This is a genomic window from Bacillus sp. Au-Bac7, assembly GCF_021341655.1.
Taxonomy (GTDB): Bacteria; Bacillota; Bacilli; order Bacillales; family Cytobacillaceae; genus Niallia.
The window spans coordinates 281439-307545 of record NZ_JAJTTG010000002.1 but is presented as its reverse complement, the minus strand read 5'-3'; the positions used below and the strand labels follow the sequence as shown (position 1 = coordinate 307545).

Sequence of the window (26107 nt, the reverse complement as noted above, 5' to 3'; positions counted from 1 at the left end):
AATTTATATTAAGTATAAGGATAGTTCCAATCTTTTATTAATCCAGAGAAGAAATTGATTTAAAAATCCCCTCCTTCCATAAATTCCAGCTGTTTTTTTATCTCAAAAAGGCTTGTAATCTCCCCAAATTTTCCTCCATAAACACAGCATTCGCTTCCACTCCACGACGTTTACACCAGCCAATACTATTAAACGCATCAGTAAATTGATAAAAAGGCAATACATTGTCTAAATCAATTAAGGGTCTGATACTCTCATAGCCTTCTCGATAAGCCTTATACAAAGCAGAATCAATACTCAGGAAATCACGGTACAATTTAGTGAAATCAATTTCTGTGGAACCAAACCGAACACTTTCAAAATCTATCACTCCAGAAACTTTATCATCATCAACTAATATATTTGCAGGACGAAAATCCATGTGGATAAAGCTAGGTCCATCAGGTGTGGGGAGTTGAAGTTTCATTTCCGCAAACTTTTCGAGTGCTTGTTTATATAAGGTGGTTGGTAAGATGTCTTTTACATCTTCTGCAAAGCTATAAAACTGGTCTTCTATGAATACAGACCAGTTGGGAAACGCATTTTGGATCGTATTCAACTTTTCGCCAGAGTTTGCTTTGATTGTATGCATGGTTGCATGAACTTCTCCAACTTGGAATGCCACTGAATGTGAAGCAGCAGTTGTTAGCGGTCTCCCCTTCAATGCTGATAATAAAAAAGCACCGCAGCACTCCTCATCGCCTGACCAATAGTCCAACATTTCAGGAATGGAGACATTCCCCTTTAAAAGGTTATATGCTTCCAATTCTCGGTGATACTTTAATTTTGAATAAGGAATTTTCACATATACATTTTCACCATTTTGCAAATTACATATATAGACTGTGGAACTGTATGAATCTTCAACCTCACTTATTGATAATACATCTAGTCTAAAATGTTGAATGATTCTATTTATCATTAGTATTACCTCCTTATTCTATGCTTCAATTGTAGCTAACCGTTCCTTTTATTCCAAATTATACCACTCCATCTGATTATCCTGCCACTCTAGAAAAATTAAAAAATAAGGGCGATTCAACAGTATTGAACCACCCTTACAATTTATTTAAAAACCTTGTCAATCAAATTCCGATCGTAATCTAATATCCAATCATTAAAAGTTTTATAAATACTTCTTATATTCTCTGGTGATTCAGCTAATAAATCACAGCCTCTATCATCGTAAACATGAAAGATTGTTTTTCTATCAATATTAATAAAATAGACTCTATGATAAATACTTGGTTTTAGTGCCAAATCTTGATTACAAATTGCTTTTAACAGCGGAATATAGTTGAGATCTGCTGCTTTACATTTTAGAGTAAATCTATGTGTTTTGTATATTCCTGCTTCGTCATCTTCAGGAAAAACATAAGCTTTGATTTCATGGCTCAGCCTGTACAATAAGGATTTTTCAACATAGGACGAAAAGTTCCCTAGATTTCGTCTAATATTTCTCCCCTTATGAAAATCACTTATATCCATCACTACATAAATATCTTCCTCAGGGGAATGTAATGCTTCAAACAAGGAAATCGCCCTATGATAGCACCCAAGTATATACGGGTTATCTGGATAGTCATATTCCCTTTCCCAATTAACCCCAAGTTCAAAACGAATGCCGATATCCCAGCTATAAAACAAGGGCGGTCTCAGTTCTAAAGCCGGGAAGTTTGTATTCATATAATTATTTAATAGCATGCTACACCGCTTTTCTTATTCTTACTTCTCAATCTCTTACAGAAAGTTTACTAGTTATTCTTATTGAGCTTGAGTGATTGGATAACAACGGTCATGGCATTCAAAACTATACGGTTCAAGTTTTTCATCTATGATTTCTGCTTGATAGTTATTATCCTTTAAATAGTTTAATAGAGTAGGAAGTTCAGAAGCTGTGCCACTTCTGTCATGCATTAATATTATTGGTGAATGCTTAGACGGATCTAATTGTTTTAGTTGTTCAATTATATTTTGTACATATTTTTTATTGGAAACGCTCCAATCACTGCTGTCCACATTCCAATCCCAGATGACAAATTTATTCTCTTTTAAAACGTCTCTAAAAGAATTTGTTAAATAAGGAATGCTTCCATACGGCGTGCGGATTAAGTTTGTTTTAACACCTGAGATGTCCTGTAATGTTTTTTGAGCTACTTGCATTTCATTTAAAGCTGACTCTGCTGATTGATAAAATTTATTTACATCATGGGTAACGCCATGTAAACCAACTCCATGTCCGTCCTTAACCGTTCGACTAACCGCTTTCGGATAAGTCTTCATAGCAGGTTCTAACATAAAGAATGTTGCTTTTACATTATACTTGTCAAGGGTATCTAAAATCTCAAAAGTAGAAGAAGTCGGACCATCATCGAAGGTTAAATAAACTGCTTTTTCATTCGCCTTAACTTCTGTTGCTTTTTCAGTATCTTTTGTTTCCTCTGGTTTTTCGGTGTCTTTTGTTTCTGTTGTTTTTTCAGCGTCTTTTGTTTCTTCTGGTTTTTCTTCAGCCTTTTCTTCTGTTGCTTTTTCAGCGTCTTTTGTTTCCACTGATTTTTCATCAGCCTTTTCTTCTGTTGCTTTTTCAGCGTCTTTCGTTTCTACTGGTTTTTCATCAGGTTTTTCTTCGATTGTTTTTTCAGCTTCTTTCGTTTCCGTTTCTTTCTCAACGTCTTGCGTTTCAGCTGGTTTTTTACTGTCTTTGTTTTCATCTGTTTGTACTTCTTCGTGTTTATCTATTTCATTGTCTTCAGCCATTTGTCGGGGCGTAGAGTCACTTGATAAAGTTCTATTTTTTTCCGTAACAACTAACAAAATTAATATTGACAACATACAAAAAACGATAATCCCTATTCTTTTCATCTTCCTGTCCTTCACTTTCTACTTTAACATTATGTAAATTAATATATTGAGAGTTTTTTGTACGAATAAGCACAAAAAGGCCAAACAACTCTAATAAAGCAATTGTTTGACCTTCTTTTTATATTAAAAGATAGAAGTAAAAACAAACACCTAATTCTTTATTATAAACACCATGCTGGTTCATACAGTATTGTATTTTTAGATTTATATTCTTTTGAAAGCTTCATCCAAACAAATTAATTACATTCCTCCCATCTATTCCTTAACGTTTCATTTTAACGCATTTTTATTTCACATTTTTTTCCTTAACAAACATCTCTTAATTTAACATAAAAACTGTATTAAAAGATTAATTAACTTACACTATTTGGAATAATAGAACTATAGTCCCTATACATCCATATTTAGGCAATATCAACTCCATACTAGATTTCCTATAATACGCTTCTTTTTTAGGAGTATCCTTTATAAAGTCCTTAGTATTTAAGAGCTTTACGAATTTTTTCTGGGGGCTGCTCTCTAGAGTAGCGTTATGTTAACTATTTTCTCTAAATAAATTATCAATCTCTAAATTTTCATTTTTAAAAATGAAATATTTTGATTTACTATAGCTAGGATTTTTATGTATAGATACTAGAAATGATTCATTCCCAATTATCAGTATTTCACCTAAGGAATTTTTATCCTTCTTCATAGCAATACTATAGTATTCTTCTGCGGTAAAACTCTGTGGTTCTCTAACCCATTTAGAATTTCTAAAATCAGCCATTATTTTTTTAATTTCTTCATGATTAGTTACGGTCACTAACAGTTCTTCATCACTATTCCGGCTCATTTTTTTGACTTCTAATGAAGTTATCTCCGCATTTTCCATGTTAGTTATTGCAGTGAAATTTTTATCCTTAAAATTAACATTATAAATAATGAATGCTAATAACCCTGCTAATACCGTTACGCCTGTGATCAATAAGAATTTCTTCATTTGAACACTCCTAGCAATGTTGAATCTAATTTTTTAGCAAACTGCTATTAATTTCACTCAAACTTATTAAAGGAAGAATATTTTCATAAAAGAATATAAAAAAGAGAGGAGAATAGCAGTAGCATGACTTAGCATAGCTGAAAAATTCACTTTATGTATATACAATTAGTAGAGGTAACGGAAGTATATTATCTGAAGTTTATGAGAGTATTTAACAAATTTCAGCTACTAAATTTTTTTATATTTAATGATTTTTAATACATACCAGCCACCCCAACCGCCAACAAAACCTATTAGTAATAAAAACAGATTTCTTTCTAAATTGGGCTCTTGTAACCATTGTTTGTTAAATAGTAAAAGACATCCTGTTGAAACTCCCATTGTAATGGTTCCAAACACCAATCTAATTACATAATCTTACATTAAAAGCCCCTTTTGTACCAATCTTCAACATTTTTAAAAGCTCTTAAATAAACATACTGTTTGTATTAATATAAACGAAATTTCTTAGCATAAAGTTTCACTATCCAAGCAGATTTTTTCATCTTTTTATTGTGAATTATAGTAAAAATATTAATATTTGCTGAGTATTTAATGGGTAACATCTTCACAAAGGATAAAATCTTAATTATTAGTAATTCCCATCTGCCTTTGAAATCCTAAGTAACGACTGCCTTGAAAGCTCAATACTCCAATATGATTTTCAGAAAGCAGACCATACTCTTTACCAGAAACATGAAACTCTGAACGATCACCGCTTACAAATTCGAAGGTAATATAATAAAATGTATAAGTGCTTGATGAAAAGTTGCTTTCTTCTTGATAATTAGCATTTGAAATTCCGCTAACATCTGTTCGTTTTTATTTCACAACAGCTGTCACACTAAGCTGTTGTGATTGCTCATTTTTGCGCCACTGACCAATTCCTTTAAAAATGGAATAAAAGAAGCCGCTGATTACAATAATAAAAATTATTGCAATAATAATAGGACCGATTTGAAAGATTAAATCTTCTTGAAAAAACAAATCCCCCCCCATATAAAGCCTCCTTCTTTAACAGCTTATAATACTTACGACTATGTATATAATAAGTTTCATAATTCAACCATTTTTCCCAATTTATGAAACAACAATAGAGAGCTGAATTATGCCCTCTGTATGATTCTGCATTCCTCTCAAACTCCCATTATATTTAACAATTTGCCAATTGTAATAAAAACAAAACACCACATCAAGGCCCCAATTCCGCCATACATCAAATATATTCTTAGCCTCATATGTGCAATCCCGCAACAGTAAAATGTGAGATGGCGTACTCCTGGAATAAAATAAGCGATCAACAGGGAATACGGTCCAAACTTCTTTATCCATGATTCAACTTTTAAAAATCTTTTCTCCTTTAGCCCAATCCATTTTCCAAACCTATCTATCAGAGGTCTTCCAGCTTTTTTACCAATCATATAACTAATCATCATGCCTAGAAAAGTCCCGCTAAAGCTGATTAAAATAGCAAGCTGATAATTAAGAGTGCCTATATGCGTAAAGTATCCTATTAACGTCATCAGTGCTTCATCAGGAATTGGCAACCCCACTATTCCCAAACTGAGCAATAGGAAAACAGCAAAATAACCATATTGACCGATTAACTCGTTAGCTACTTCCATCCGTGAATTTCCATTTTTTCATTGTCTTGTTTCTTGAAATTTGGAATTTTAATATGACTGACCATTAGAAATGCCAGGATGCATATGCCGATGCACAAAATAACTGGGCTATGTAATGTCATAAGTACTAACAAGCACATAGCAGCAGCCGGTGCTGGCAATCCAATAAATACTGCCAGATTGCTTTGTTCTACGTTAAAACGGGCTAATCTCAGCAGTCCGCAAATGCTGAATGCAAGTGCACAAACCAAACCAACGAGGGAAAGCTGACTTAAAGAAATACTATATGCCAGCATGGCGGGTGCAATACTAAATGTTACTAAATCAGAAAGAGAATCAAGCTCTTTCCCTAACTCAGATACGGTATTAAACTTTCGCGCAACCCTGCCATCAAACAGGTCAAAAAACATGCCAAAGCAGATAAACATCATCGCTGAAAATGTATTATTTAATAGCAAGGAATAGATAGATAACACCCCGCAGATAAAGTTGCATATGGTAATGATATTAGCTAAATAAATCAAAATATAACCAGCCTCCAAAACGATTGTTTATTTATTCATCTTCCTAGTATAATTATGGTTCACCCTTACTCTATGTGAATTTTTCTTCATCTCAAAAAGTACGAGCAATCTTATTATTCTTTCAAATTATAAAATTCCAATGTGGATTCTATGTGTTTTTCATAAAAAAACCTTTTAATTAGATAAAAAAACAAACTATTTTTTGTTTTATTTTGTTTTTTTTTATTTAATAGCTAGATTTCCGTCTAAAGACAATATACACCAAAAAAGCAGTCACCTATAGGCAGACTGCTTTGTGTTCTTTTCTAAAGAAAACTAAAACAAATACAATAAATTCTATTCAACCTCTTGTATGGACAATCCTAATGTAGGCTCCAAATTCTCTGGAGCATCATAAATGGCCGTATACATCAGCCCGTTCTCCTCATATGTACTTTGCCCACTATCAATAATTCTACCGTCGACTAAACCTAATGCTGTATTAATTTCTTGTTTCTTTTCTGCCGAAATGGTTGAATCTGCTATATTAACTAAGTTAACTGCTGCAGAAGTAACGTCTCCGCTATCATCCATAATTCCAAAAATTGCTGCTGTCCGAAGGTTGCCAGTATCGTTATCCGTTGCTGCAGATACTACAATTGTTTGATTCTCATTGATAGTGCCAGTACGAAGTAATCCATAAGCACTATCCTTTTCTTCTAAATCATTCAGAGTAGCCAAGTCAGGATTAACGGAAGTCATACTTTTATTCCATTCATTTTTCAAGCTATCCCAGTTCCTATCAAAAACTGTTTTTCCATCCGTTTCTGCTGCCGACACTTTTTTCGGTTCACTAGCATCTGCAGTTGCTTCTGTATTTGCTTTTGTAGCTGCTGCTGTATTTTCAGCTTTCCCCTCTGTTTCCTGAGCTTCGTCTTTTTGACCACAACCGCTTATCACTATAACCAGTAGTAATGCTAAAAAAATGTTACCTAATAAGCTTTGCTTTTTTTCTGTCATCTCCAAAATCCTCCATCACTATTTCATTTTACAATATTTAACTTATAAGTTCTCTTTTCCCAAAGGTGTTTATTCCCAAACGCATATATTAAAATTTCTTTCTGTCACATAGAAACTCTGTTTATTTTGCAACAAGAGATGTAACTTCCATTAACACAAAAAAAGTCAGACATTTATACCACTGTCTGACTTTTTACGGTTGCATCTTATTTGCGATATCGGATTTGCATCTGTTTCTAGCGAATTTCTTCATATAATCAAGCATATCTCAAAAAATAAAAAAGCTGCTTTAGCAGCGGAGATAAATCAATATACACTACCCTTTTCGTATTAATCTAACAAAAATTGAGATTCCTAAAATTAAATATAAACAAGCAGTAAGACCCCAAGTAAGAAAAATCCCTAATCCTAAGCCAATATTAGCATCTTCATAATTATTTATTACATCATCAATAACCACATACAGCATTGGAGCAGCACATATAAAATAAGCTAACAATGATAATAATAATTTTTTTGTATTTTTATAATAAAACATAACAGGGATGAAAAGTAATGCAAGTGTGATAATAACAATTATCACCATGTCCATAAAACCCCTCCAATACATTAAACTAAAATATACTTATCTTTACCAATATTATTACCCGTAAATTAAAATTAGAAATCAAAACAATTTAACTACTAATTCCTTATTCATTATCTTGTTTCAATAGCCATACGCAAGTGTGATACCACTCCAAGAAGCAATAGAAACGAACATACCAGTTTTTCAAAAGATGTTCCAAGTAGTTGTTGAAAAAAGCCAAAGGTCCAAAGTGCCACGAAACACCAGCATATAATAGATCTTCCTCTTTTATGTAAATAACGCTTTTTTTGGCCAGCAAAAATGGTAAAAGCACCGCCTATAATGCAAACAACCATACCAACAACAGATATTGGCAGCTGAGAATCAAACGAATCAGATCGCCCTCCGTTAACCCAAGAGAACGGAATAACACTGCTGATAACAAGGATATGCAGTGCCATTGTTAAAGAGTAAAAACAAATAGCCATTATTAAAGCAGTACGTAGATTGATTTTTCTAAGTTTTTCTTTCATATATCTACCTCGCTTTTATTATTCCTCTAATTTTTTATTATAAGTGGGACTCATATTATAGTTATGCTTTCACTTACCCCCTTTAGTCCTTTAACCCATATTAATTAATCATTTTTACTTTACATTATCTAAAAAACAAAGAGGAATTCATTAGAATTCCTCTCAATAGAGATTGATAAATCAACCTATACAACTACTGCAGTAAAAAACCAAATAATCATAATAACCTGTATTAATATTTTTGCTACACTGCCTCCTAAGAAGCCTATTACCGTAGCGAATCCAACCTTTGCCGCCTTCTTCATATCTTTATGCAAGATATATTCCGTAATTAAAACCGCTACAAATGGTACGAGGATAATTCCAAATGGAGGGAGAATAAAGGACCCGACTATTGTTGCGATTGCAGCTATTGTTTCAGAAATCTTTGACCCGCCGTATTTTTTCACAAAATAACTATTTGCGATGATATCGGCTGCTATTAATACAGCACTTAACAATCCCATACTTATCCAGAACCATATAGACAGCTCACTAGGATTAATCAAAAACTGATAAACCAAAAATCCTCCCCATATTGCTACTACAGAGGGAATAATCGGATAAACTATCCCCACAAAACTTAATATAAATAATATTATGGTTATTGCCCACCATACGAATTCCATCAAAAAACCTGCCTTTTTAAAATTCTAACATTTAGAAATCTTGCTCTTTCAGAACAAGATTTCCTTTCGTTATTTAGCTGCTGCTATGCTTGCGACTTTTATAGCGGTGACTGCCGCCATACGGATTATACCTTCTGCTTCTATCACTGCTGCTGCTTTTTTTATATCCTCTTCTATCACTGCTGCTGTATTTTTTATACCTTTTTCTATCACTTCTACTATAGCTTCTAGATCTATGACTGCTGTGAGAAAATTGCTTAATCGTTTTCATAATTTTTTTAAACATTCTTTCCACCTCTTTAATTCATTTTATTTTTTTCGGAACAGTACATCAGAATCTTTTCTCAAAGGGATATTAATAATTACCTTTGTCCATTCACCATAAACACTTTGAATTTCAATCGACCCTTTATAATATTCCAATAACCTTTTGGCGATTGCTAATCCTAACCCATTTCCGCCATTTTTTCTGCTTCTTGCTTTATCAACACGGTAAAATCGATTAATCACCAATGGTAGGTCTTCTTCTGGAATTCCAACACCGTAATCCTTTATTTCAATAGCTAAGCTGTTTTCGCTATGTTTTACTTTAAGCTCGATTTCCTTCTTGTTTTTTGAATATTTTATGGCATTATCTAACAGGATAATTATTATTTGCTCAAGATGATTTTTGAATATTTTTAAGGTGAAATCATTACTAATATCTATTGAAGAGGAAATATTATAGTCTGGATTCAAAGTTAAGAAATTTTCAACAACATCCTCTACTACACCTTTTATTTTTATATCCTCTAATACAGCAGTACTTGTGGAGAAATCTCCTCTTGATAAGGTCAGCAATTCTGAAACCATACGGATTAATCTATTGGTTTCATTCAAACTCAAGTTAAGTGACCTTTCTAATGTTTGCGGATTATCTTTTCCCCAGCGATTTATAAGGGATAGATGACCGTGAATGATTGTTAATGGTGTTTTTAATTCATGAGAAGCGTCTTCCACAAATTGTTGCTGTTGCTGGAAAGATGTCTCGAGATTATCCATTAATTCATTAAACATAATTCCTAACTCTGTCATTTCATCATGCTGTTTATCGATATTCACCCGTTTATTCAAACCATTTTCTTTTATACTTTTCATTGTCCTAATCATAGAATTTATTGGTTTTAATAACTGAAAGGACAGAATCCTTCCCCCTACAAAACTTAAAATGATAGCCACTAATCCTGTAATTATTACTAATGTCGTTATTTGATTTATCAAACTTTCGAAGTTCTCTAAGTTTCGGACAATTTCTATCGTACCTTTAAAACCGGTTACTTCAAAAGGCTTTCGGTATACAAGCAGTCGATCTCCCTTAGGGGACATTTCCACTAATTCTTCTTTTAAAGCTGATTGTGATGAGACCCAATTTTTTGGCACTTTATTTGTTATTGTAAATAATACGGAATTATTTTCACTAACAATCCTTATTAATTGGTGATGTTCATTCAAGATATCTATATACGCTTTACTTTCTAAAATCTCTTGTTCTGAATCTGCTTCTAATAAATAGGCATAAATTTCTTCCATATTTTTTTGAATTGTTTGTCTTTCATGATTATTAACCCACTTCATAATGACAACATACTGAACGAAGGTATAGGATAAAAATAAGAAGAGGATTAGTAATGCGGCCCAAAATGTTAATTTCCATTTTATCTTGATACTTTTAGGTAATAATGCTTTCACACTTTTCATTCCCTCATAACATATCCCATTCCTCTAATCGTTTGTATATAGCCTTCTTTATCATTAGCTTCCAATTTCCCGCGAAGATGCATCACATAAACATCTACGACATTTGTTTCTATGTCTGCATGATAATCCCAAATATTTTCTAGAATAATCTCTCTAGTTAAAACTCGGTTAATGTTTTTCATAAACAGAAATAACAAGTCGTACTCTTTTTTAGTCAGTTCTATTAGCTGCTCCCCTTTTTTTAACAATCTTGACTCAATATTAAGCTCAAGATCTTTAAAGGACAAAGTCATCTCCGGTAAATTTTTCAGTTTCTCTTGTCTTCTAATAATAACTCTAATTCTTGCTAACAATTCCTCAATGGCAAAGGGTTTTGGAATATAATCATCAGCACCGATATCTAATCCTAAGACCCTGTCCATAATACTATCTCTGGCAGTAATCATAATGATTGGAATATCCTTTACTGCCTTTAACCGTCTACAAACTTCAATACCATTTAATTTTGGCAGCATTAAATCAAGCAGGATAACATCCCAATTCTTTTCTAATGCAAGCTCTAACCCTTTCCTTCCATCATAAGCAGGCGTAACATTATATCCTTCGTGCATTAGCTCCAAAAGAATAAATTCTGATAACGCTTCTTCATCTTCAATAACTAAAATATTCAACTGTTTTACCTCCATATATTATCTTGTCAGAATTATATCTTATCTAAATTATATTGGATACTAATGCATTAATTTGTATTAAGTGAGGATTTTTTAAAATGAAAGTGACCTGCTTATGGGATTTATATGCATTTAATACTATTCTCCTTTCTTAATAAGATTAATCCTTTCTATAATCATACAAAACCGTAATGAAATAACGGTAAAATGTATCATGATGCTTTCTAAAATTTTAATGAAAATTTTTTAATCTTAAATATGTTAGGAGAAGATTATGAAAATAATAAATAGAATTTTTTTGCTTTTTATTGCCTTTTTAAGGAAATCAACGTAATATATATATTACATAATGCAACTTAAATATTACATTGTGTAATTTAGTTCGGTCGGTGAAATTATGAAAAATCGTATTAAAATAGCCAGAGCTGAGAAATCCATGACTCAAGCAGAGTTAGCCAGAAAGGTTAATGTTACAAGACAAACAATTGGTCTTATTGAAAAAGGGAACTACAACCCTACCTTGCAGCTTTGTATTTCCATTGCTAAGGCTTTAGAAAAAACACTCGATGACTTATTTTGGGAGGAGTAATTTTATGGAACAAAAATCATGGCTGTCTAAGGTATTACCTAAGGATGAATACAAAGAAAAGAAAATGCTTTACTATATAGCTGAATCTGCTGTGCTGCTTGCCATATTGTTATTTATTTATGCATTGATTAATAATTTTTCTTTTTACGGAGGGTCTGCTTCTGGAACTGTCACCTTGCTTTCTTTATGTTTCCTAGTTGCCTATGTACTAATAAGATATATAATGTCAGGCATAGAATATCCTGATATTATAAGTGAAAGACGATTTAAAAAAGAAAAACAAGCAATCATAAACCGCAGTTTAATCATGATGGTTCTTATTGCCGTTATGTTAGTAGTAATACAAGGAATCCCGTCTAACATGACAAGTTCAGTTCAGTTGTTTTTACCAGCGATTTTTATATCCTTCTTTAATTTTATAATAAGCTATACTTCACTCAAAAAATCCTATCATAAAAACATTGATTTATTGGATTAAACATTAACATGTTTTTCAAATAAAACACCCTTTAAAATACACTTAACGAAGTGAATTTTAAGGGGTGTTTCTTCATGCCTCATAAAAAGAAAACATCTACACTCAAGTCCCATCATAACTTCTAACGACAAATCCTTGATTTTCCGCAAACGTATTGATTACCTTTACCAATTCACTTTTCGAAATGGAAACGGAGTGATGAATTTCTCTTTTGTTATTAATGACATATTCTTCAAAAATTATATAATTTAAATGATCCATTTTTTTAACTACAAATTGATTACACTCATATTCTCCACTTCTAATATTGCTAGAATAAATAAAATAAATGATGCCATCATAATATTCTTGTTCAGAGATTTCCGTATCTAAAAATAATGGAATGATTTCATGCATATAGTGCTTCCTTTCTAGAATCATTACTCCATCTAAGGTAATGGTTTTTCTGGTCGTTTTGGACAATAAGAACAATTAGGGTCTTCACATTTCACCTCAGTCCATTCATTGCAGGAAGGACAGAAATAAGCATCATAATCTTCATAGTAAACCAAGTTATGTTGACATTTTTTACAGTGCTGTTCCATATCAATTGAACCGTCTATTTCGATACCATCTATAATAACCAAATCATCTTTTTCTTCTATCTTCATCATTACCTCCAAAAGGTATTTTCACCTGTAATTCTCCTCGTACGTAATCTTATTTAGCAAAGACACTAACTACTCTTACTACTTCCATTATTTTTTTCCAAACCATTTTTTTAAAACCTCGTCTACTTTAGGACTGTATAAACACATACAAACTCCAACCATAAAAATAATAAATCCGCTAAAACCAATAGTGATAAACGGGTATCGCTCAGAATAGTACACTATTGTTAGAACACCTATATAGAGCCAACCAATTAGATTTATGACAATTCTTTTCTTATGCATTTCTTTATCCTTCTCATAGATTAATTGTAATAACTTTAATACGTTTATTGCTCTTCTTTGGTTTCATTTAATCGCGATTTATTAGTTCCATTATTAATGAAGGGCTCTTTTTTTTAAGGTTTCTACTATTTTAGTTACTAATTTGTAATTTACTGATAATAATCTACTTTTATACGAAAAACCTAATTGTATTTATTGGATGATAGTGTTACAATACTATAGTTCGATAATATGGTAGCGTACTAAAGCAAAATACTTAATTAAAGGTGGTCTCTATAATATATGAAACGTTTAGTAACGATGATTTTAGCAGTAACAGCGATTTTCACCATTGTAGCAGGGTGCTCTAAATCTACCGAAAAAGATGACAATACATTGGTAATTGGTATTGATGATAAATTTGCTCCTATGGGGTTCCGTGATGAAAATAATGAGATTGTTGGTTTTGATATTGACTATGCGAAAGCAGCAGCTGAAAAAATGGGCATGAAAGCTCAATTTCAACCTATCGACTGGAAAACGAAAGAATCTGAGTTAAGCAGCGGTCGTATTGATCTTATTTGGAACGGTTACACCATTACAGATGAGCGTAAAGAAAAAGTTCTCTTTACAGAGCCTTACTTGAAAAATGCACAGGTTGTCGTAACATTGGCTGATTCTTCTCTTTCTAAACTTAATGATTTAGAAGGAAAAGTCGTTGGTCTTCAATCACTTTCTTCTGCATCTGATGCATTAGATGCTGATCCTATTAAATCAAAAATTAAAACAGTAACAGAGTTTGCTGACAATGTTTCTGCTTTGAATGACTTAAAGAGTGGCCGTTTAGACGCAGTAGTAATTGATGAAATTGTTATTAACTACTATATGACAAAAGAGGAAGGCACTTTCAAAGTACTTGATGAATCTCTTGCTCCTGAAGAATATGGAGTAGGCGTTAAAAAAGGTAATGAGGATCTGCTTAATAAACTACAAAAAGCACTTGATGAGATGAACGAGGATGGCACTGCATCAGAAATCTCTGAAAAGTGGTTTGGCGAAGATAAAGTGTTGAAATAATAACTAATTACTGGCAAAACAGGATTTCCGATAAGGAAGTCCGTTTTGTTTTCGGAGGTAACTTTTATGTCTTTTGAATACATTAAATCAATAATTATGCCTTTGCTTGAAGGGGCTCAGATGACTGTCCTCTTGTTTATCATTGCGATTGTAGTGTCCATACCGCTAGGCTTTTTATTAACATTAGCTGTAAGAAGCAGCTTTAAGCCTCTTTCCTGGTTTGCTCAAGGCTATATTTATGTGCTTCGCGGAACACCGCTATTGCTGCAGCTATTGTTTATCTGTTTCGGTCTGCCAATGATTCCTGTAGTTGGTGAATATTTAGTATTAGATCGTTTTGTAGCTGCATGTTTAGGTTTTATTTTAAACTATGCTGCTTATTTTGCCGAAATCTTCCGCGGCGGTCTTATTGCCATTGATAAAGGTCAATATGAGGCATCACAAGTACTTGGCTTAAACAAATGGCAGACTTTAAGAAAGATTATTCTTCCGCAAATGTTCCGCATCGCCCTTCCGGCTGTGGCGAACGAATCTGTAACACTTGTTAAAGATACAGCACTCCTTTATGCGGTAGCTGTACCAGAATTGCTGCACTTTGCTCAAGCTGCAGTTAATCGCGACTTTACAATTGTGCCATTTGTTGTGGCAGGTGTCATTTATTTAATCATGACGCTTCTATTAACGTTAATCTTTAAATGGCTTGAACGCCGATTCAAATTTGAATAAGAAGGAGTTGGTGAATATGGCTATTATTGAAATCTCTAACTTAAAAAAATCGTACGGCAATTTAGACGTATTAAAGCAAATTACATTTAATGTAAATAAAAACGAAGTAGTAGCGGTTATTGGTCCCTCCGGATCTGGAAAAAGCACCATGCTTCGCAGTCTTGTTAATCTTGAGGTGATTGATGGCGGCAGTATTTGTGTGAGCGGCGATTATTTAGTAAAAGATGGACAATACGTTAAACCGCAAGACATTAAACAAATCACAGGTAAAATGGGGATGGTCTTCCAGCACTTCAACCTCTTCCCTCATCTGACTGTGAGAGAAAATTTAGAGCTTGCTCCAAAAATGGTCAAAAAAGAAGCCTCTGCTGACATACAGAAAAGAAGCAATGAGCTGCTAGAAAAAATCGGGCTCTCCAGCTGGGCGAACTCGTTTCCAGCTAAGCTGTCCGGCGGACAAAAACAAAGGGTGGCAATTGCCAGAGCATTAATGATGAACCCAGATATTATGTTATTTGATGAGCCTACTTCCGCTCTTGATCCAGAATTAACTGGTGAAGTATTGCAAGTGATGAAGGACCTGGCTCAAGAAAACATGACCATGATTGTCGTAACGCACGAAATGGGCTTTGCCAGAGAAGTTGCTGACAGAGTCGTATTTATGGACAATGGGGAAATTGTTGAATCTGGTGCTCCAAAAGATTTGTTTACAAATCCTAAGTTTGAACGAACAAAAGCGTTCTTAAACCGCAGTTTAAAATAAGCAAAAGGCAGTTTCATAATAAACTACCATCCTAGCAAACTTAATGGCCAACCAGAATTTATTCTGGTTGGCTTTTTTATTGATTTAATTCCATAACTATAACTGGTAAACCAGTTAATCTTATAGATAACCCTTTATTAAACTGTAAACCGCGCAATAAATAAAGGATTTCTGTGTAAAATAAATAATAACACCAAACATTAGAAATTCCCGTAAAAACTATTTATTATAATGACCATTAAATAATACGTGGGGACTCAGGTGGCATTTCAAGTGAAGCAATTATTGGCAAAATAGAGCTGAAGAAATAAACAGCTGCATCTTTTTCGCTGTTTTATACTTATAGAAAATTATTTTTCAATCTCTTTACTAATTCATCATAGTTTATGAAATAATCTTTAATTGGAATGACAGCAAAATTAGATGAAGTTTGAGTATTTGCTAATAGGCATTCATCATATATCAGAGAAATATAAATATCTTTTTGCACCTTAATTCCGCTTTCCTTATAATAACCTACTAAATCCATATATAAATTATAGCCTGCTTCATCAATAGACCTTTCTATCACAAAACCGCCAGTAAAGTCTCCCCACCAAGCTTGAAAGCTTTTATAAACTTCATGAAAACTAGTTAGACCTTCAGCATCTTCACAAAACAAACTATGATAAAAAATTTCCTTTTCCTCATAAAACAGCTTTGTATCGTTGACATCATTAAGAAATACAATTTGAGAGACTTTCTTCCATAGGTTTTGAAACCTTGATTTAAAGTCATCCTTAAAAGTAATCTTTGCAGAGAAATAAGGGAACTTTATCTTTTCGGTATTGTTTGTTTGATTTATATATATATTTTGCAAGTATATTAGGAAGTTTAAAGAGGTCGAACGATCTGTCATCATAATTAATGCATTTTCCAAAATTTACATCCTCCCTTTCTCCTCTATTATCACCATTCTTCTGGTAAAATACAACCTTTTTACTATTAATCAGCTAATATCTGAATAGCCATGTTTGACACATCTATAAAATTGTGTATAATTCAAGGTAATTGCATAAACAAAAATGTTTTCTAGGGTTCCGCAGCATATATTATTGTGTTGGACTGGTCCGAGAGAAAACTCACAGCTTTGCTGTGTCACGGAAGGACAAAAGCCTGGGAGAAACTGACTTATCAGTTTGCTCCCGGGCTTTTGTTTTTTTTTATGCAAAATTAATTTGGAGGTTTTAGAAATGGATTGGATTAAAGTTTTTATCGCAGCATTTTTTGAAGTATTTTGGGTTATTGGCTTAAAGCACTCTGATAACCTATGGATGTGGGCGGGGACAGTTGTTTGTATTATCATCAGCTTCTACGTAATGATTATGGCAGGGAAAAAGCTGCCTGTTGGGACTGTTTATGCAGTGTTTGTTGGTTTAGGTACTGCAGGAACTGTACTTTCTGAACTTCTATTCTTTGGGGAAGCTTTTAAAGTGGAAAAGGTTCTCTTCATCTTACTCCTTTTAGGAGGCGTAATCGGCTTAAAATTGGTTACAAAAAATAAAACTCAAGAAGGGGATGAATCGTAATGGCTTGGATTTCTCTTATACTAGCAGGTCTGTGTGAAATGTTTGGTGTGGCTATGATAAACAAATTGCATAAAGACCGTAACTGGCAATCCGTATTACTATTAATATTAGGATTTGGTGCTAGTTTTATCTTCCTTTCCTATTCAATGGAAACACTCCCAATGGGAACAGCTTATGCAATTTGGACAGGAATTGGTGCTTCTGGTGGAGCTATTTTGGGCATGTTACTATATGGTGAATCAAAAGATTGGCGAAGACTTGTCTTTATAGCTATGGTGTTAGGTGCAGCAGTAGGTTTAAAATTGGTCTCCTAATAAGAAAAGAGCTGAATAGCTCTTTTCTTACATGTTTCTCTCAAGAGTTCACATTATTGCCTTCATAATAACGAGACAACTCAATAATCATTGCACCCATACGTTCAAGCTCAGGAACAACGATTTTGTCTACTCCTTCTTCCGATAATGCCTCTGCAGTTACTTTTCCAACTGCAACTGCTAATGTATTGTCTTGGAATGCATCGAGGATTTCTTTTGTTACACCCTTCTCTTTTGCAAATGTAAAAAGAGATCGTACTTGAATCGCACTCGTAAAGCAGACGGCATCCACTTTGTTATCGTGCATTTCCTCAAAAAGTGTTTGCACAGCATCCCATTCTGGAGCGATATGCTGATATGGCAGGATAGTAGCAACGCTTGCTCCTTTATCTTCTAAAAACTGGATGAGTCGAGGCGCTGTCTCACCGTGAAGCTGAACCAATACGTTTTTCCCTGCAAAATCAACATCTTCAAGCGCACGAATTAATCCTCTTGTTGACCCATCTTCATCGAGAATATCAGGCACTACGCCAATTTTCTTCAAGTAATTTTTTGTCTTGTAGCCTCTGATCGCTATATTAGCCGCTTCCAATCGCTTAAGATATTCCGCTTTTACACCTAGCTTTTCCGTGATATTTACAAGTGTTTCTGTACCGATGCCTGTCGTAAAGATGACCCAGTCTGCCCCTTCGTTCACAAACTTAATCAGAGCAGGTTCTACCTCTTTTTCCGCTAAGAAAACGGTACCTTGTAAAGAGCGGACAACTGGAATACCGCCTTGATTTTCGATTAATTTGCTGATTTCTTCTATTTTACGAGAAGCTCCAATAACCACACGCTTCCCTTCTAATCCTTTGCCCATTTTAGTTACCTCTTTTCCCTCATCTATGTACATATATTTTCTATTATAATAGCAGGCTCGTAGAAAAAGAAAATATTTTTATGCAATATTCTTATAATTTTAAGTTAATACGAAAAAAAGGCCATTTTCTATTACAAAAATGGCCTTTTTCCTTCTTTCACTTTCGTTAATTCAATTATTTCCTTTAATACAGACATCTCCGCCCATTCCTCTTCTGTTACCAGTTCCCACTGTATACCTTCCGGCTTTTTGTATGGTGTATTTGATTGGACTAATTCCTGTTTTAAAGGAAAAGGAAAGCGGCCGAGTTTATGCTCTGTTAAATAGTTCCAAACACTTGTTTCGTTACCATTTTTGTGTTCAGCCCTTTAAGAAAGTTTTTAAGCTTGAATCATTTTATTAATATCCATCTCAAGCGGATATGTGCTATATACAACAATTTTATTTTTATATTGTTTAACAATATCCATACGGTCCTTATAACTGGACAATAACAGCTTTAACTCCTTCTTGCCGTTTCTTGTAACAATCGTTAAAGAATAATCTGCATTCTCAGGGTGAAGATACCCTTCTTCACTTCCAGGATATAAACTGTATTTTTCTCTGACAGTTGCCTCATTAAACAGCTTTAAAATATCAGTTTTAAGCGCTCCTTCAATTTTTCTGCCATTATAGAGAACTTCTGTATTAACTTCTGACAATTTCAAATGCAATTTATATTTTCCAAGCAGCCATTCGACCACACCTGTCGGCAAACATGTCATTAAAACCTTAACTATACAAAATAGAACTAACGCTATGATGGAAATCCAAGTCATCTATGCTCACTCCAATATTATAATAACCATGCTAAGTATATCACATAACTATCATACTGGATTTCGAAACAATATTGACCATCCAATTGGCAGAATTATTGACCATCCAATTTAATTAACCATTTGCTTTTGACGAAATAATCTAACTTTCTTTTTTACTGCTTCTGTTATAATATAGCCAATTCCGCCACCAATAGTATTTAACAGCAGATCATCCACATCAAATGCCCTGCCTTCAACAATACCTACATAACCTAATAAAAGCTGCAGCACTTCAATTGTTACACTTACTAGAAAAATACATCCTATCGCTTTTGAAAATTTTCTTGCTTTAAATAACAACGATATATACACACCTAATGGACAAAGCATTATTAAATTATAAAAAGATAACTTTACAGAATTCCAAAAGAACCAGTCGAATCCTTGATAATGATAAAGATTGTACCAATCTTTAATAAAATAAAACGGCACTAGCTGTATAGTTGGCAAAAAATCGTGTTGAGGAGGCAATATAATTCCTCCAGTTGTTAATTGCGCAACGTGCAGTAAATAATATAGAAAGCTATAAGTAATCAATCTTTTCATTAAACCACTTGTTTTCATTCTAATAAAATCCACTACGATATAAATAATTAAAAAAATTGTTCCAAAAAAGACAATATCATAAATCGACGAATACATAGTATCTTAACCCCTTTCCTTAATCCAATACTTAGACGAAACTCTTTACTAAAAAGTTTGTATTTTATCCTTTTTATATCATTTCGTATGATACAAAAAAGAGTAAGAGAAAGCAGACTCTTTATCAAATGTCACTTCTTTTTCTTGATCTTATTAGGTTTTACAGCAACTGTTGGAGCATATAAGCTAAAAAAATGAAACATACTATTCCAATCTGACAGATTACTTTTTTATCAATATCTATATTAGGTTTCTTAACATTTCAACTATGGACATATATTAAATCCTTTTTGAAAAGAGAGGGACTCAATATGTCGAATGCATAGACTTCCGATTGAGTTTCTCTTTTTGTTTGATAAAAACATAAAAAAAGAGCCTACCCATCAGGCAAGCTCTCCTAACTCATCGCATCACCAATCCTCCATCTACATTCAAACACTGCCCCGTCACAAACGCTGCCAAATCTGATGCTAAAAACAGCACACTTCCTGCAATATCATCAGGACTTGCCAAACGGCCCATTGGTGTCATTTGAATGATTGATTCTCGCACAGATTCCTGTGTTTCGGAGCTGGAATCTGTCGGATAGGTCAAGCCTGGCGCGACTGCATTCACGGTGATTCCAAATAGGCCAAGCTCTTTGGCTAGATTTCTTGTAAAGCCTAACAAGGCCATTTTTGATGTTGTGTAGTCATGGTATGGAATAATCGGAAAATCGATTAGATTGCTGACAATATTGATTATCCTGCCTTGCATTTGTTCCTTCATATATGGCATCACTGCTTTGCAGACATTATAGGTGCCATGAACATTGCCTTCCCACTGGCTGTTGTAATCGGCCCAGCTGATTTCCCATGCTGTTTTCCTTGTTTTGGGGTTAAAGGTATAATGACTCAAGGCATTATTCACAACGATGTCAATTGTACCGAATGCATCAGCAATCTGTGCGACCATATCGGTGACTTGTTCTTCTTTTTGAACATCTGCCTGAATGGCAACAGCCTGCCCTCCTGCTGCTTCGATTTGACTGACAACTGCTTCGGCGAGGTCTTTGTTTTTCAAATAATTAATAATGACAAATGCACCTTCAGCAGCCATTTTTTTAGCGATAGCTGCGCCTATTCCTCTGCTTGCACCTGTCACTAAAACAATTTTTTCTTGAAGATTCAACTTTCCTCGTCCTTTCTATTCCACATCACTGTCGTATTTTTCAAGTCCATACTCAAGGTCCCTTTCCAAATCAACCATGCGAACTAGCTCCATTAAATTAAAACCGCCATCATGATGCCAGCCTGGCTTTGCCCGGTTCATTTCTCCGATTGGGCTGAACCGATTAACGCCAGCAGCACCTAAAATATTGGCGAGCGAGAACAATCTTGCTGGTTCTACGGCAAGCCCGCATGATTGTAAATAGCTCTCCCATTGCTGGAAATGGTCAGCAACTTCCTCAAGTCTGTCCACTGCATACACATGAACACTTCTGTTTAACGGGCTACCGCTAAAAGAAGGTTCCTCATGGTAAATGACCGTCCATGCTGTATCGTCTTTACTGCTGTATACTGCCGTTTTCTGTGATTGCAGGCTTTTTAAGGAATGCTCATTTCGGAAGTTTTGTATGGACATTGCCTCTTCCCCTGTCAGCTTTGCTCTTGGTCTTTTTTTATGGTATCGGGAAAGCTCTGCTGCTAATCCTTGTGCAAACTGCTTCGGGCTTACCACCCCATCTTGCTCCACATAAACACATTGCGGAGAAAGACAGCTTTGCTGGTCATAGATGGAAATATCTTCGGCAAGCTTATGGAGTGTTTCACTGTAATGATCAGCCGTTAATGCTTCTTTGCCAATCATAGCAAAGCTGATTTTATGACCATATGACAACAGCTTTTTGTGAATTGGTGTCTTCTTCCTTATTTCCGCGACCGTTTTGTTCGACCCATAAACGATTACAGCCTCTCCCCAATTGACTGCCATATTATCAAGGGACTCTGTCCCCCCCTTCCATGGCAGGATGGCGATGGCATCAGCCAATCTCTCGTCCACTTCCTTTAAGGATTGGAGAAAGAGGGCAGGGAGGAGGGGCTCTGAGTAAGAGGTCTTGCCGATTGCCGCTGATTTAAGCAAAAGCCCCATTATTAAACTCCATAACTGCACGCCTGGCACATTACCAGAAAATAAATGAAAAATAGTATTTGGTCCATACGCACGACTCATTCCGCCTGATTTTCTTGGCCGAAAGTCATCGAGTATGGCAGGCTGGTCAAATTCCTCATCAAGGAAGCGCAGCAGCTCCTTTTTGCGAAAGGTCCTCATATACCTTTTCAACTCGAGCCGAACCATGTCTTGATCATACCCGGTGACTGCAGGAATTAATGCGTCGGCAATACGTCTCAATCGGTAGTTTGGATTCAGCCATAGCTGGATAGCTTGGTCTATCTTGTCGACTACTTCATTAGTAGTAAGCTGAGCAAGATAATCTTTTCTGTTTGCTTGCAATGATGCCCCGATTTCCTCTATATGCTCGGCAGTTAATTCTGGATATTTTACGATGTACTTCCGGCCTTTCACCTGAATTGACTCTTGGCGAAAATCTGTGAGCTTTATTGATTCTGGTACATAATAGGCTTCTATTAATTCTGTTTCCATCACTAAATGGATGCACCACCTAATGCAGATTGCATCAGCTGATCCACTGCAATCGAACAGCCTCTGGCTTCTGCCCCCTTTATTCTGCCAAGGAGCTTAAACCCGTTATCTGTTTGACAGCCTTCATCCTGAGTTAGAATCGCTATACAAGAATTCCAGTTTGCTAAGTCAATATGTGCAATTACCCCTGCTTGACCATTTGTGATTGGCTTTAATGTGTCTGGGTCAAGTATGACTGTTTTCACCCATGCAGGACCTGTCTTTTCTAAACGAATATCTCCTTCTAAGCAGCTCGACAAAATACTTTGATCATAAATTTGCGAGCTTAATTCGGTCATGCCATACATATTTATGCAGAGAGAACGGTCAACTTGGAAGCTTGTATGAAACTGTTTATACAGCTCTTCCATCTCTACTTCACGAGACTGACCTTTAAAGCCGCCTGTATCAAATATCCTGCTTCCTTTTGCGAGCTGAAATTGCAGTCCATTTTCCTTTAAATAATCAAGAAGATGAACATAAGCAAATGTTGCGCCCATAAGCATTACTGGTTCTTCTGATTGTTCACACTTACGCAGCTCACTCGCCAATTTCTCCATCTCTAATCCTTTTTTCCCGAAGAAGAATTGGCTGTTTTCTGCCCCAAAATAAGCTGCTGCATTTGAAAGATACCTAGACAAGGAGGAATTTTCATTCATGTCTGCAGCTGGTGATAATACAAATATCGTCATCTTCTCCCTGTCTGGCAGAACAAACTGTTTAAATGGATGGTTCATCGATGCATCCCATACCTTTAATGAGGGATGATAATTTCTGCCCTTTTGGTCAGGATTAGTAGTTCCGCTAGTCATAAATACAGCCTCTGCATCTTCAATAGGTTCACACGCTAATGTCAGCTCTTTAAAACCTTGTATTGGCATTGGCGGTATATCAAGCCAACGCTTAACCGTGAGGGGGTTCTTTTTCTTCACTTGGCAATATTTTTTGTAAGGCATGTTATGCTGAAATTGATAGGAAAACAATTCTAGAGCAAGTTTATTAAATTCTTGGTCATGCTCTTCTTTATTCAAAATGCCATTCTTATATTTTTCGATAAAAGTGAGGACTTTTTCTGTTATAACAATAGAGATTTCTTTCATATTCCCTTCCCCTTTTCTATCCAGTTTGGAATATTAACAAACAGCAGATGTAAAATAATTGAAGAAAATGCCCCGATTAATATCGTATTTGACAGGAAGGCTCCTGCTGCCCCTGTAAAACCTGTTGAAATGCTTGGCAAAGAGATTGCTAGTAAAATGGAAAGTCCAATAATCATGTAATTGCGATCCGATTGTTCCACTTTTGCTAGTAAGGAAATACCAGTAAACACTAACGTCGCAGCAGCCGGCAGGAAGATTCCGCCGACAACAGGGCTTGGCGTTAAAGCAAGCAAGGCACCTGCTTTCGGTACAAAGCCAAGCACTAGGAAGATAACACCTGCAATCATCACAGGATATCTTGAACCAACTCCTGTCAAACGAAGCAAACCAACATTTTGGGCATAGGCAGTTGTTGGAAAACCGCCAATAAGAGAGGACAGCATAGATCCTGCCGATTCGCCTGCAAAACCATTCCTAATTCGCTTTGCACTTATCTCTGTTTTCAAAATGGTGGAGGATGCTTGATAAACACCCATCGCTTCAATTACAGCCACTATATACGCAACAAAAAATGTGAGAAAAGTTGTCCATTCGAATTCTAAATTTCCATAAGGCAGGAATGTCGGCAGACCGAACCAAGCCTTTTCTGCTATCATTCCAAAATCAGCTTCTCCTAAACAAATCGCAATAATATCACCAACAACTAATGCTATTAAAAAGGAAAAAGATTTTAAAAAGCCTTTTCCGAATATAGATAAAATTAAAACGATACAAGCTGTTGGAATGGACATCATTAATACAGTTGAACTTGCAAAGCCTGCATCTCCTGGTGAACCGCCGAGAAACTCAGACAATGTAAAGCTTGATAAAGAAATACCAACTAGAAAAATAACGGTCCCCGAAACAACTGGCGTAAATAATACCTTCAGCTTGCCTATTAACCCAGTAACAGACAATATGAATACAATTATTGCACTGACAAGGATTGCCCCGCTCGCAGCAGCAAGACCATTTGCTTTGCCTGCTGCGATCATGATGGAATCAAAGGCGGCTGATGGTCCTTGGACGATTGGCAGCTTTACAAACTTTGCTGCCTGCAGCAATGTAACAATACCGGCTGCAATAAAAATGGAATTAACGATATTTGCTGATAAAGCAAAAGGCAAACCAATCATTGCTGCCACAAAAATAGGATCTAGCCATACATTTGAAACAAATACATGCTGCAGACCATATAAAAAGCTTTTAAGAGGAGGAAGCTTTTCATCAAGCCCCACTGTTAATAGTTGTTCCTCTGGTGTTTCATTCGTTTTATCAATAGTTTTTAAGTCTTCCATTCGTGTCTCCTTCTAGTACCATTACTTTTTGAGCAAGCTCGTATTTGTTAATACAGCCGATTGCTTTTTCACAAAGATGCTTAATACAACCGCTCCAATCAATGCTCCAGCAATCGAGCTGAAAATAAAGAGCGGGATAAAGCCAAACAATGTCGCCTTTTGTCCAAGAAGAACTGCCGCAATTGGATATGCTAATATTGCCCCAAGTATGCCAGTTCCAAAAACCTCTCCGGCAAATGCCATATACAGCTTCCTAGTCTTTAAGAATAATAGTGACGCTAACAGTGCTCCGACCATGCTTCCTGGAAATGCAAACAGTGAACCTGTTCCCATGAGGTTTCGTAAAAGCGAGACACTAAAGGCTTGCAGCACGGCATAATACGGACCTAGTAATACTGCTGAAAGAACATTGAGAAAATGCTGTACAGGAAACACCTTCGTAAACCCAATCGGAATGAAGAAAAAATTACTAGTCATTGTCCCGATTGCGACCATCATCGCCGTTAATGTAAGCTTTCGTGTTTTTTCCATAAAAAAATCCCTCCAGTAATGAGCACTGAGGGATCTAGACAGTCAAAAAAGACTAATCTAATACGAACACTTTCCTACGCTGGCATTATCCAGTTCAGGTCCAAAAAGGGTCAAGACTGTAAAGTCTACTCTCAGCCGTTCGGCTCCCCCAGTGCAATCTCTTATTCAATTTACAACCATGCTAATATAAAAAAGCCAGGTCTCACTTTTAAGACCTGGCTTTAAATAGCAGTAAATAAAGAATCTCACTGACTACTTTCCTACGCTGGCATCATCCAGATCAGGTCCGAAGGGTTAAAAAAATTGCTTTTTTCTCTCAGCCCTCCATGCGGGCACCCCTAGTAGTTAAATGGTTATGTAAAATTTAGCTTAATCATAAACCTAACTGTTTCTAATGTAAAGAGATTTTTTACTTGC

Annotated in this window: 34 protein-coding genes and 3 riboswitches; of the genes, 7 read left to right on the top strand and 27 right to left on the bottom strand. The window is 35.2% G+C overall.

Annotated elements, in window-relative coordinates:
* Positions 1 to 97 precede the first annotated feature (97 nt).
* From LXM54_RS10175 to LXM54_RS10100, 16 genes are all read right to left on the bottom strand, one after another.
* Entirely contained in the window at positions 98 to 961 is an 864-nt protein-coding gene (locus LXM54_RS10175) for an aminoglycoside phosphotransferase family protein (RefSeq protein ID WP_233315074.1), read from the bottom strand.
* A 143-nt stretch (positions 962 to 1104) separates the two neighbouring features.
* Positions 1105 to 1743 carry a DUF3885 domain-containing protein gene (locus LXM54_RS10170; protein WP_233315073.1) on the bottom strand — a complete coding sequence of 213 codons (639 nt, stop codon included), beginning with the start codon at positions 1741 to 1743 and terminating at the stop codon, positions 1105 to 1107.
* Between the two features lie 60 nt (positions 1744 to 1803).
* Positions 1804 to 2901 (bottom strand): polysaccharide deacetylase family protein, encoded by a 1098-nt coding sequence (locus tag LXM54_RS10165; protein ID WP_233315072.1) that lies wholly within the window; start codon positions 2899 to 2901, stop codon positions 1804 to 1806.
* Between the two features lie 535 nt (positions 2902 to 3436).
* Entirely contained in the window at positions 3437 to 3883 is a 447-nt protein-coding gene (locus LXM54_RS10160) for a hypothetical protein (RefSeq protein WP_233315071.1), read from the bottom strand.
* 228 nt (positions 3884 to 4111) lie between these two features.
* Positions 4112 to 4264 (bottom strand): hypothetical protein, encoded by a 153-nt coding sequence (locus LXM54_RS10155; RefSeq protein ID WP_233315070.1) that lies wholly within the window; start codon positions 4262 to 4264, stop codon positions 4112 to 4114.
* A 243-nt stretch (positions 4265 to 4507) separates the two neighbouring features.
* Entirely contained in the window at positions 4508 to 4723 is a 216-nt protein-coding gene (locus tag LXM54_RS28250; RefSeq protein ID WP_411411222.1) for a DUF2500 domain-containing protein, read from the bottom strand.
* A gap of 21 nt (positions 4724 to 4744) precedes the next feature.
* Entirely contained in the window at positions 4745 to 4921 is a 177-nt protein-coding gene (locus LXM54_RS28245) for a DUF2500 domain-containing protein (protein ID WP_233315069.1), read from the bottom strand.
* Positions 4922 to 5058: 137 nt separating this feature from the next.
* Entirely contained in the window at positions 5059 to 5547 is a 489-nt protein-coding gene (locus LXM54_RS10140) for a DedA family protein (RefSeq protein WP_233315068.1), read from the bottom strand.
* Positions 5538 to 6071 carry a CDP-diacylglycerol--serine O-phosphatidyltransferase gene (gene pssA, locus LXM54_RS10135; RefSeq protein ID WP_233315067.1) on the bottom strand — a complete coding sequence of 178 codons (534 nt, stop codon included), beginning with the start codon at positions 6069 to 6071 and terminating at the stop codon, positions 5538 to 5540. The genes LXM54_RS10140 and pssA overlap by 10 nt, the downstream gene beginning before the upstream one ends.
* A 336-nt stretch (positions 6072 to 6407) precedes the next feature.
* Complete coding sequence (locus LXM54_RS10130; RefSeq protein ID WP_233315066.1) at positions 6408 to 7070, bottom strand: hypothetical protein; 663 nt, start codon at positions 7068 to 7070, stop codon at positions 6408 to 6410.
* Between the two features lie 316 nt (positions 7071 to 7386).
* Positions 7387 to 7662 (bottom strand): hypothetical protein, encoded by a 276-nt coding sequence (locus LXM54_RS10125; protein ID WP_233315065.1) that lies wholly within the window; start codon positions 7660 to 7662, stop codon positions 7387 to 7389.
* 107 nt (positions 7663 to 7769) lie between these two features.
* On the bottom strand, positions 7770 to 8171 hold the full coding sequence (locus LXM54_RS10120; protein WP_233315064.1) for a hypothetical protein: 402 nt from the start codon (positions 8169 to 8171) through the stop codon (positions 7770 to 7772).
* A gap of 185 nt (positions 8172 to 8356) precedes the next feature.
* The gene (locus LXM54_RS10115) at positions 8357 to 8839 is read right to left on the bottom strand and encodes a DUF456 domain-containing protein (protein ID WP_233315063.1); all 483 of its coding nucleotides are present in this window, start codon (positions 8837 to 8839) and stop codon (positions 8357 to 8359) included.
* A 69-nt stretch (positions 8840 to 8908) separates the two neighbouring features.
* Positions 8909 to 9052 carry a hypothetical protein gene (locus tag LXM54_RS10110; RefSeq protein ID WP_233315062.1) on the bottom strand — a complete coding sequence of 48 codons (144 nt, stop codon included), beginning with the start codon at positions 9050 to 9052 and terminating at the stop codon, positions 8909 to 8911.
* Positions 9053 to 9148: 96 nt separating this feature from the next.
* A complete protein-coding gene (locus tag LXM54_RS10105) occupies positions 9149 to 10576 on the bottom strand; it encodes a HAMP domain-containing sensor histidine kinase (RefSeq protein ID WP_233315061.1) in 1428 nt (475 codons plus the stop codon).
* Positions 10573 to 11247, bottom strand: coding sequence for a response regulator transcription factor (locus tag LXM54_RS10100; RefSeq protein WP_442780438.1), 675 nt, complete (start codon positions 11245 to 11247; stop codon positions 10573 to 10575). The genes LXM54_RS10105 and LXM54_RS10100 overlap by 4 nt, the downstream gene beginning before the upstream one ends.
* Before the next feature lie 397 nt (positions 11248 to 11644).
* Between LXM54_RS10100 and LXM54_RS10095 the strand changes: the two genes are divergently transcribed.
* A complete protein-coding gene (locus LXM54_RS10095) occupies positions 11645 to 11836 on the top strand; it encodes a helix-turn-helix transcriptional regulator (protein WP_233315059.1) in 192 nt (63 codons plus the stop codon).
* 4 nt (positions 11837 to 11840) lie between these two features.
* On the top strand, positions 11841 to 12314 hold the full coding sequence (locus LXM54_RS10090) for a DUF3278 domain-containing protein (protein WP_233315058.1): 474 nt from the start codon (positions 11841 to 11843) through the stop codon (positions 12312 to 12314).
* Positions 12315 to 12416: 102 nt separating this feature from the next.
* Here LXM54_RS10090 and LXM54_RS10085 read toward each other — a convergent pair whose 3' ends face one another.
* Together LXM54_RS10085 and LXM54_RS10080 are read right to left on the bottom strand one after the other, a co-directional pair.
* On the bottom strand, positions 12417 to 12734 hold the full coding sequence (locus tag LXM54_RS10085) for a hypothetical protein (RefSeq protein ID WP_233315057.1): 318 nt from the start codon (positions 12732 to 12734) through the stop codon (positions 12417 to 12419).
* An 8-nt stretch (positions 12735 to 12742) separates the two neighbouring features.
* Entirely contained in the window at positions 12743 to 12967 is a 225-nt protein-coding gene (locus LXM54_RS10080; protein ID WP_233315056.1) for a hypothetical protein, read from the bottom strand.
* Positions 12968 to 13531: 564 nt separating this feature from the next.
* Between LXM54_RS10080 and LXM54_RS10075 the strand changes: the two genes are divergently transcribed.
* The 3 genes from LXM54_RS10075 to LXM54_RS10065 all read left to right on the top strand — a co-directional run bounded on the left by LXM54_RS10075 (position 13532) and on the right by LXM54_RS10065 (position 15794).
* Positions 13532 to 14305: an amino acid ABC transporter substrate-binding protein gene (locus LXM54_RS10075; RefSeq protein WP_233315055.1), complete on the top strand. Its 774-nt coding sequence runs from the start codon at positions 13532 to 13534 to the stop codon at positions 14303 to 14305.
* A gap of 66 nt (positions 14306 to 14371) precedes the next feature.
* Positions 14372 to 15031, top strand: a complete 660-nt coding sequence (locus tag LXM54_RS10070; RefSeq protein WP_233315054.1) for an amino acid ABC transporter permease — start codon at positions 14372 to 14374, stop codon at positions 15029 to 15031.
* A 16-nt stretch (positions 15032 to 15047) separates the two neighbouring features.
* The gene (locus tag LXM54_RS10065; protein WP_267913343.1) at positions 15048 to 15794 is read left to right on the top strand and encodes an amino acid ABC transporter ATP-binding protein; all 747 of its coding nucleotides are present in this window, start codon (positions 15048 to 15050) and stop codon (positions 15792 to 15794) included.
* 340 nt (positions 15795 to 16134) lie between these two features.
* Here the strand turns inward: LXM54_RS10065 and LXM54_RS10060 are convergent, their stop codons facing one another.
* The gene (locus tag LXM54_RS10060) at positions 16135 to 16713 is read right to left on the bottom strand and encodes a hypothetical protein (RefSeq protein WP_233315053.1); all 579 of its coding nucleotides are present in this window, start codon (positions 16711 to 16713) and stop codon (positions 16135 to 16137) included.
* A 141-nt stretch (positions 16714 to 16854) separates the two neighbouring features.
* Positions 16855 to 16958, top strand: a riboswitch (guanidine-I (ykkC/yxkD leader).
* A 68-nt stretch (positions 16959 to 17026) separates the two neighbouring features.
* Here LXM54_RS10060 and LXM54_RS10055 point away from each other — a divergent pair.
* Both LXM54_RS10055 and LXM54_RS10050 read left to right on the top strand, forming a co-directional pair.
* A complete protein-coding gene (locus LXM54_RS10055) occupies positions 17027 to 17362 on the top strand; it encodes a DMT family transporter (protein ID WP_233315052.1) in 336 nt (111 codons plus the stop codon).
* Complete coding sequence (locus tag LXM54_RS10050) at positions 17362 to 17676, top strand: DMT family transporter (RefSeq protein ID WP_233315051.1); 315 nt, start codon at positions 17362 to 17364, stop codon at positions 17674 to 17676. The genes LXM54_RS10055 and LXM54_RS10050 overlap by 1 nt, the downstream gene beginning before the upstream one ends.
* Before the next feature lie 40 nt (positions 17677 to 17716).
* On the opposite strand, the gene LXM54_RS10045 is transcribed toward LXM54_RS10050, so the two are convergent.
* From LXM54_RS10045 to thiW, 8 genes are all read right to left on the bottom strand, one after another.
* Complete coding sequence (locus tag LXM54_RS10045) at positions 17717 to 18538, bottom strand: uroporphyrinogen-III synthase (protein WP_233315050.1); 822 nt, start codon at positions 18536 to 18538, stop codon at positions 17717 to 17719.
* A gap of 380 nt (positions 18539 to 18918) precedes the next feature.
* Positions 18919 to 19356 carry a YfmQ family protein gene (locus LXM54_RS10040; RefSeq protein WP_233315049.1) on the bottom strand — a complete coding sequence of 146 codons (438 nt, stop codon included), beginning with the start codon at positions 19354 to 19356 and terminating at the stop codon, positions 18919 to 18921.
* 111 nt (positions 19357 to 19467) lie between these two features.
* Positions 19468 to 20040, bottom strand: coding sequence for a VanZ family protein (locus LXM54_RS10035; protein ID WP_233315048.1), 573 nt, complete (start codon positions 20038 to 20040; stop codon positions 19468 to 19470).
* A 402-nt stretch (positions 20041 to 20442) separates the two neighbouring features.
* Complete coding sequence (locus LXM54_RS10030; protein WP_233315047.1) at positions 20443 to 21210, bottom strand: 3-oxoacyl-ACP reductase; 768 nt, start codon at positions 21208 to 21210, stop codon at positions 20443 to 20445.
* 15 nt (positions 21211 to 21225) lie between these two features.
* Positions 21226 to 22683, bottom strand: a complete 1458-nt coding sequence (locus LXM54_RS10025; protein ID WP_233315632.1) for an acyl-CoA reductase — start codon at positions 22681 to 22683, stop codon at positions 21226 to 21228.
* A gap of 2 nt (positions 22684 to 22685) precedes the next feature.
* The gene (locus LXM54_RS10020; protein WP_233315046.1) at positions 22686 to 23822 is read right to left on the bottom strand and encodes a LuxE/PaaK family acyltransferase; all 1137 of its coding nucleotides are present in this window, start codon (positions 23820 to 23822) and stop codon (positions 22686 to 22688) included.
* On the bottom strand, positions 23819 to 25159 hold the full coding sequence (locus LXM54_RS10015) for a solute carrier family 23 protein (protein ID WP_233315045.1): 1341 nt from the start codon (positions 25157 to 25159) through the stop codon (positions 23819 to 23821). Before LXM54_RS10015 ends, LXM54_RS10020 begins: the two co-directional genes overlap by 4 nt.
* Before the next feature lie 21 nt (positions 25160 to 25180).
* Positions 25181 to 25690 carry an energy coupling factor transporter S component ThiW gene (gene thiW / locus LXM54_RS10010; protein WP_233315044.1) on the bottom strand — a complete coding sequence of 170 codons (510 nt, stop codon included), beginning with the start codon at positions 25688 to 25690 and terminating at the stop codon, positions 25181 to 25183.
* A gap of 54 nt (positions 25691 to 25744) precedes the next feature.
* A riboswitch (TPP riboswitch) is annotated at positions 25745 to 25850 on the bottom strand.
* Positions 25851 to 25930: 80 nt separating this feature from the next.
* A riboswitch (TPP riboswitch) is annotated at positions 25931 to 26040 on the bottom strand.
* Between the last annotated feature and the right edge of the window lie 67 nt (positions 26041 to 26107).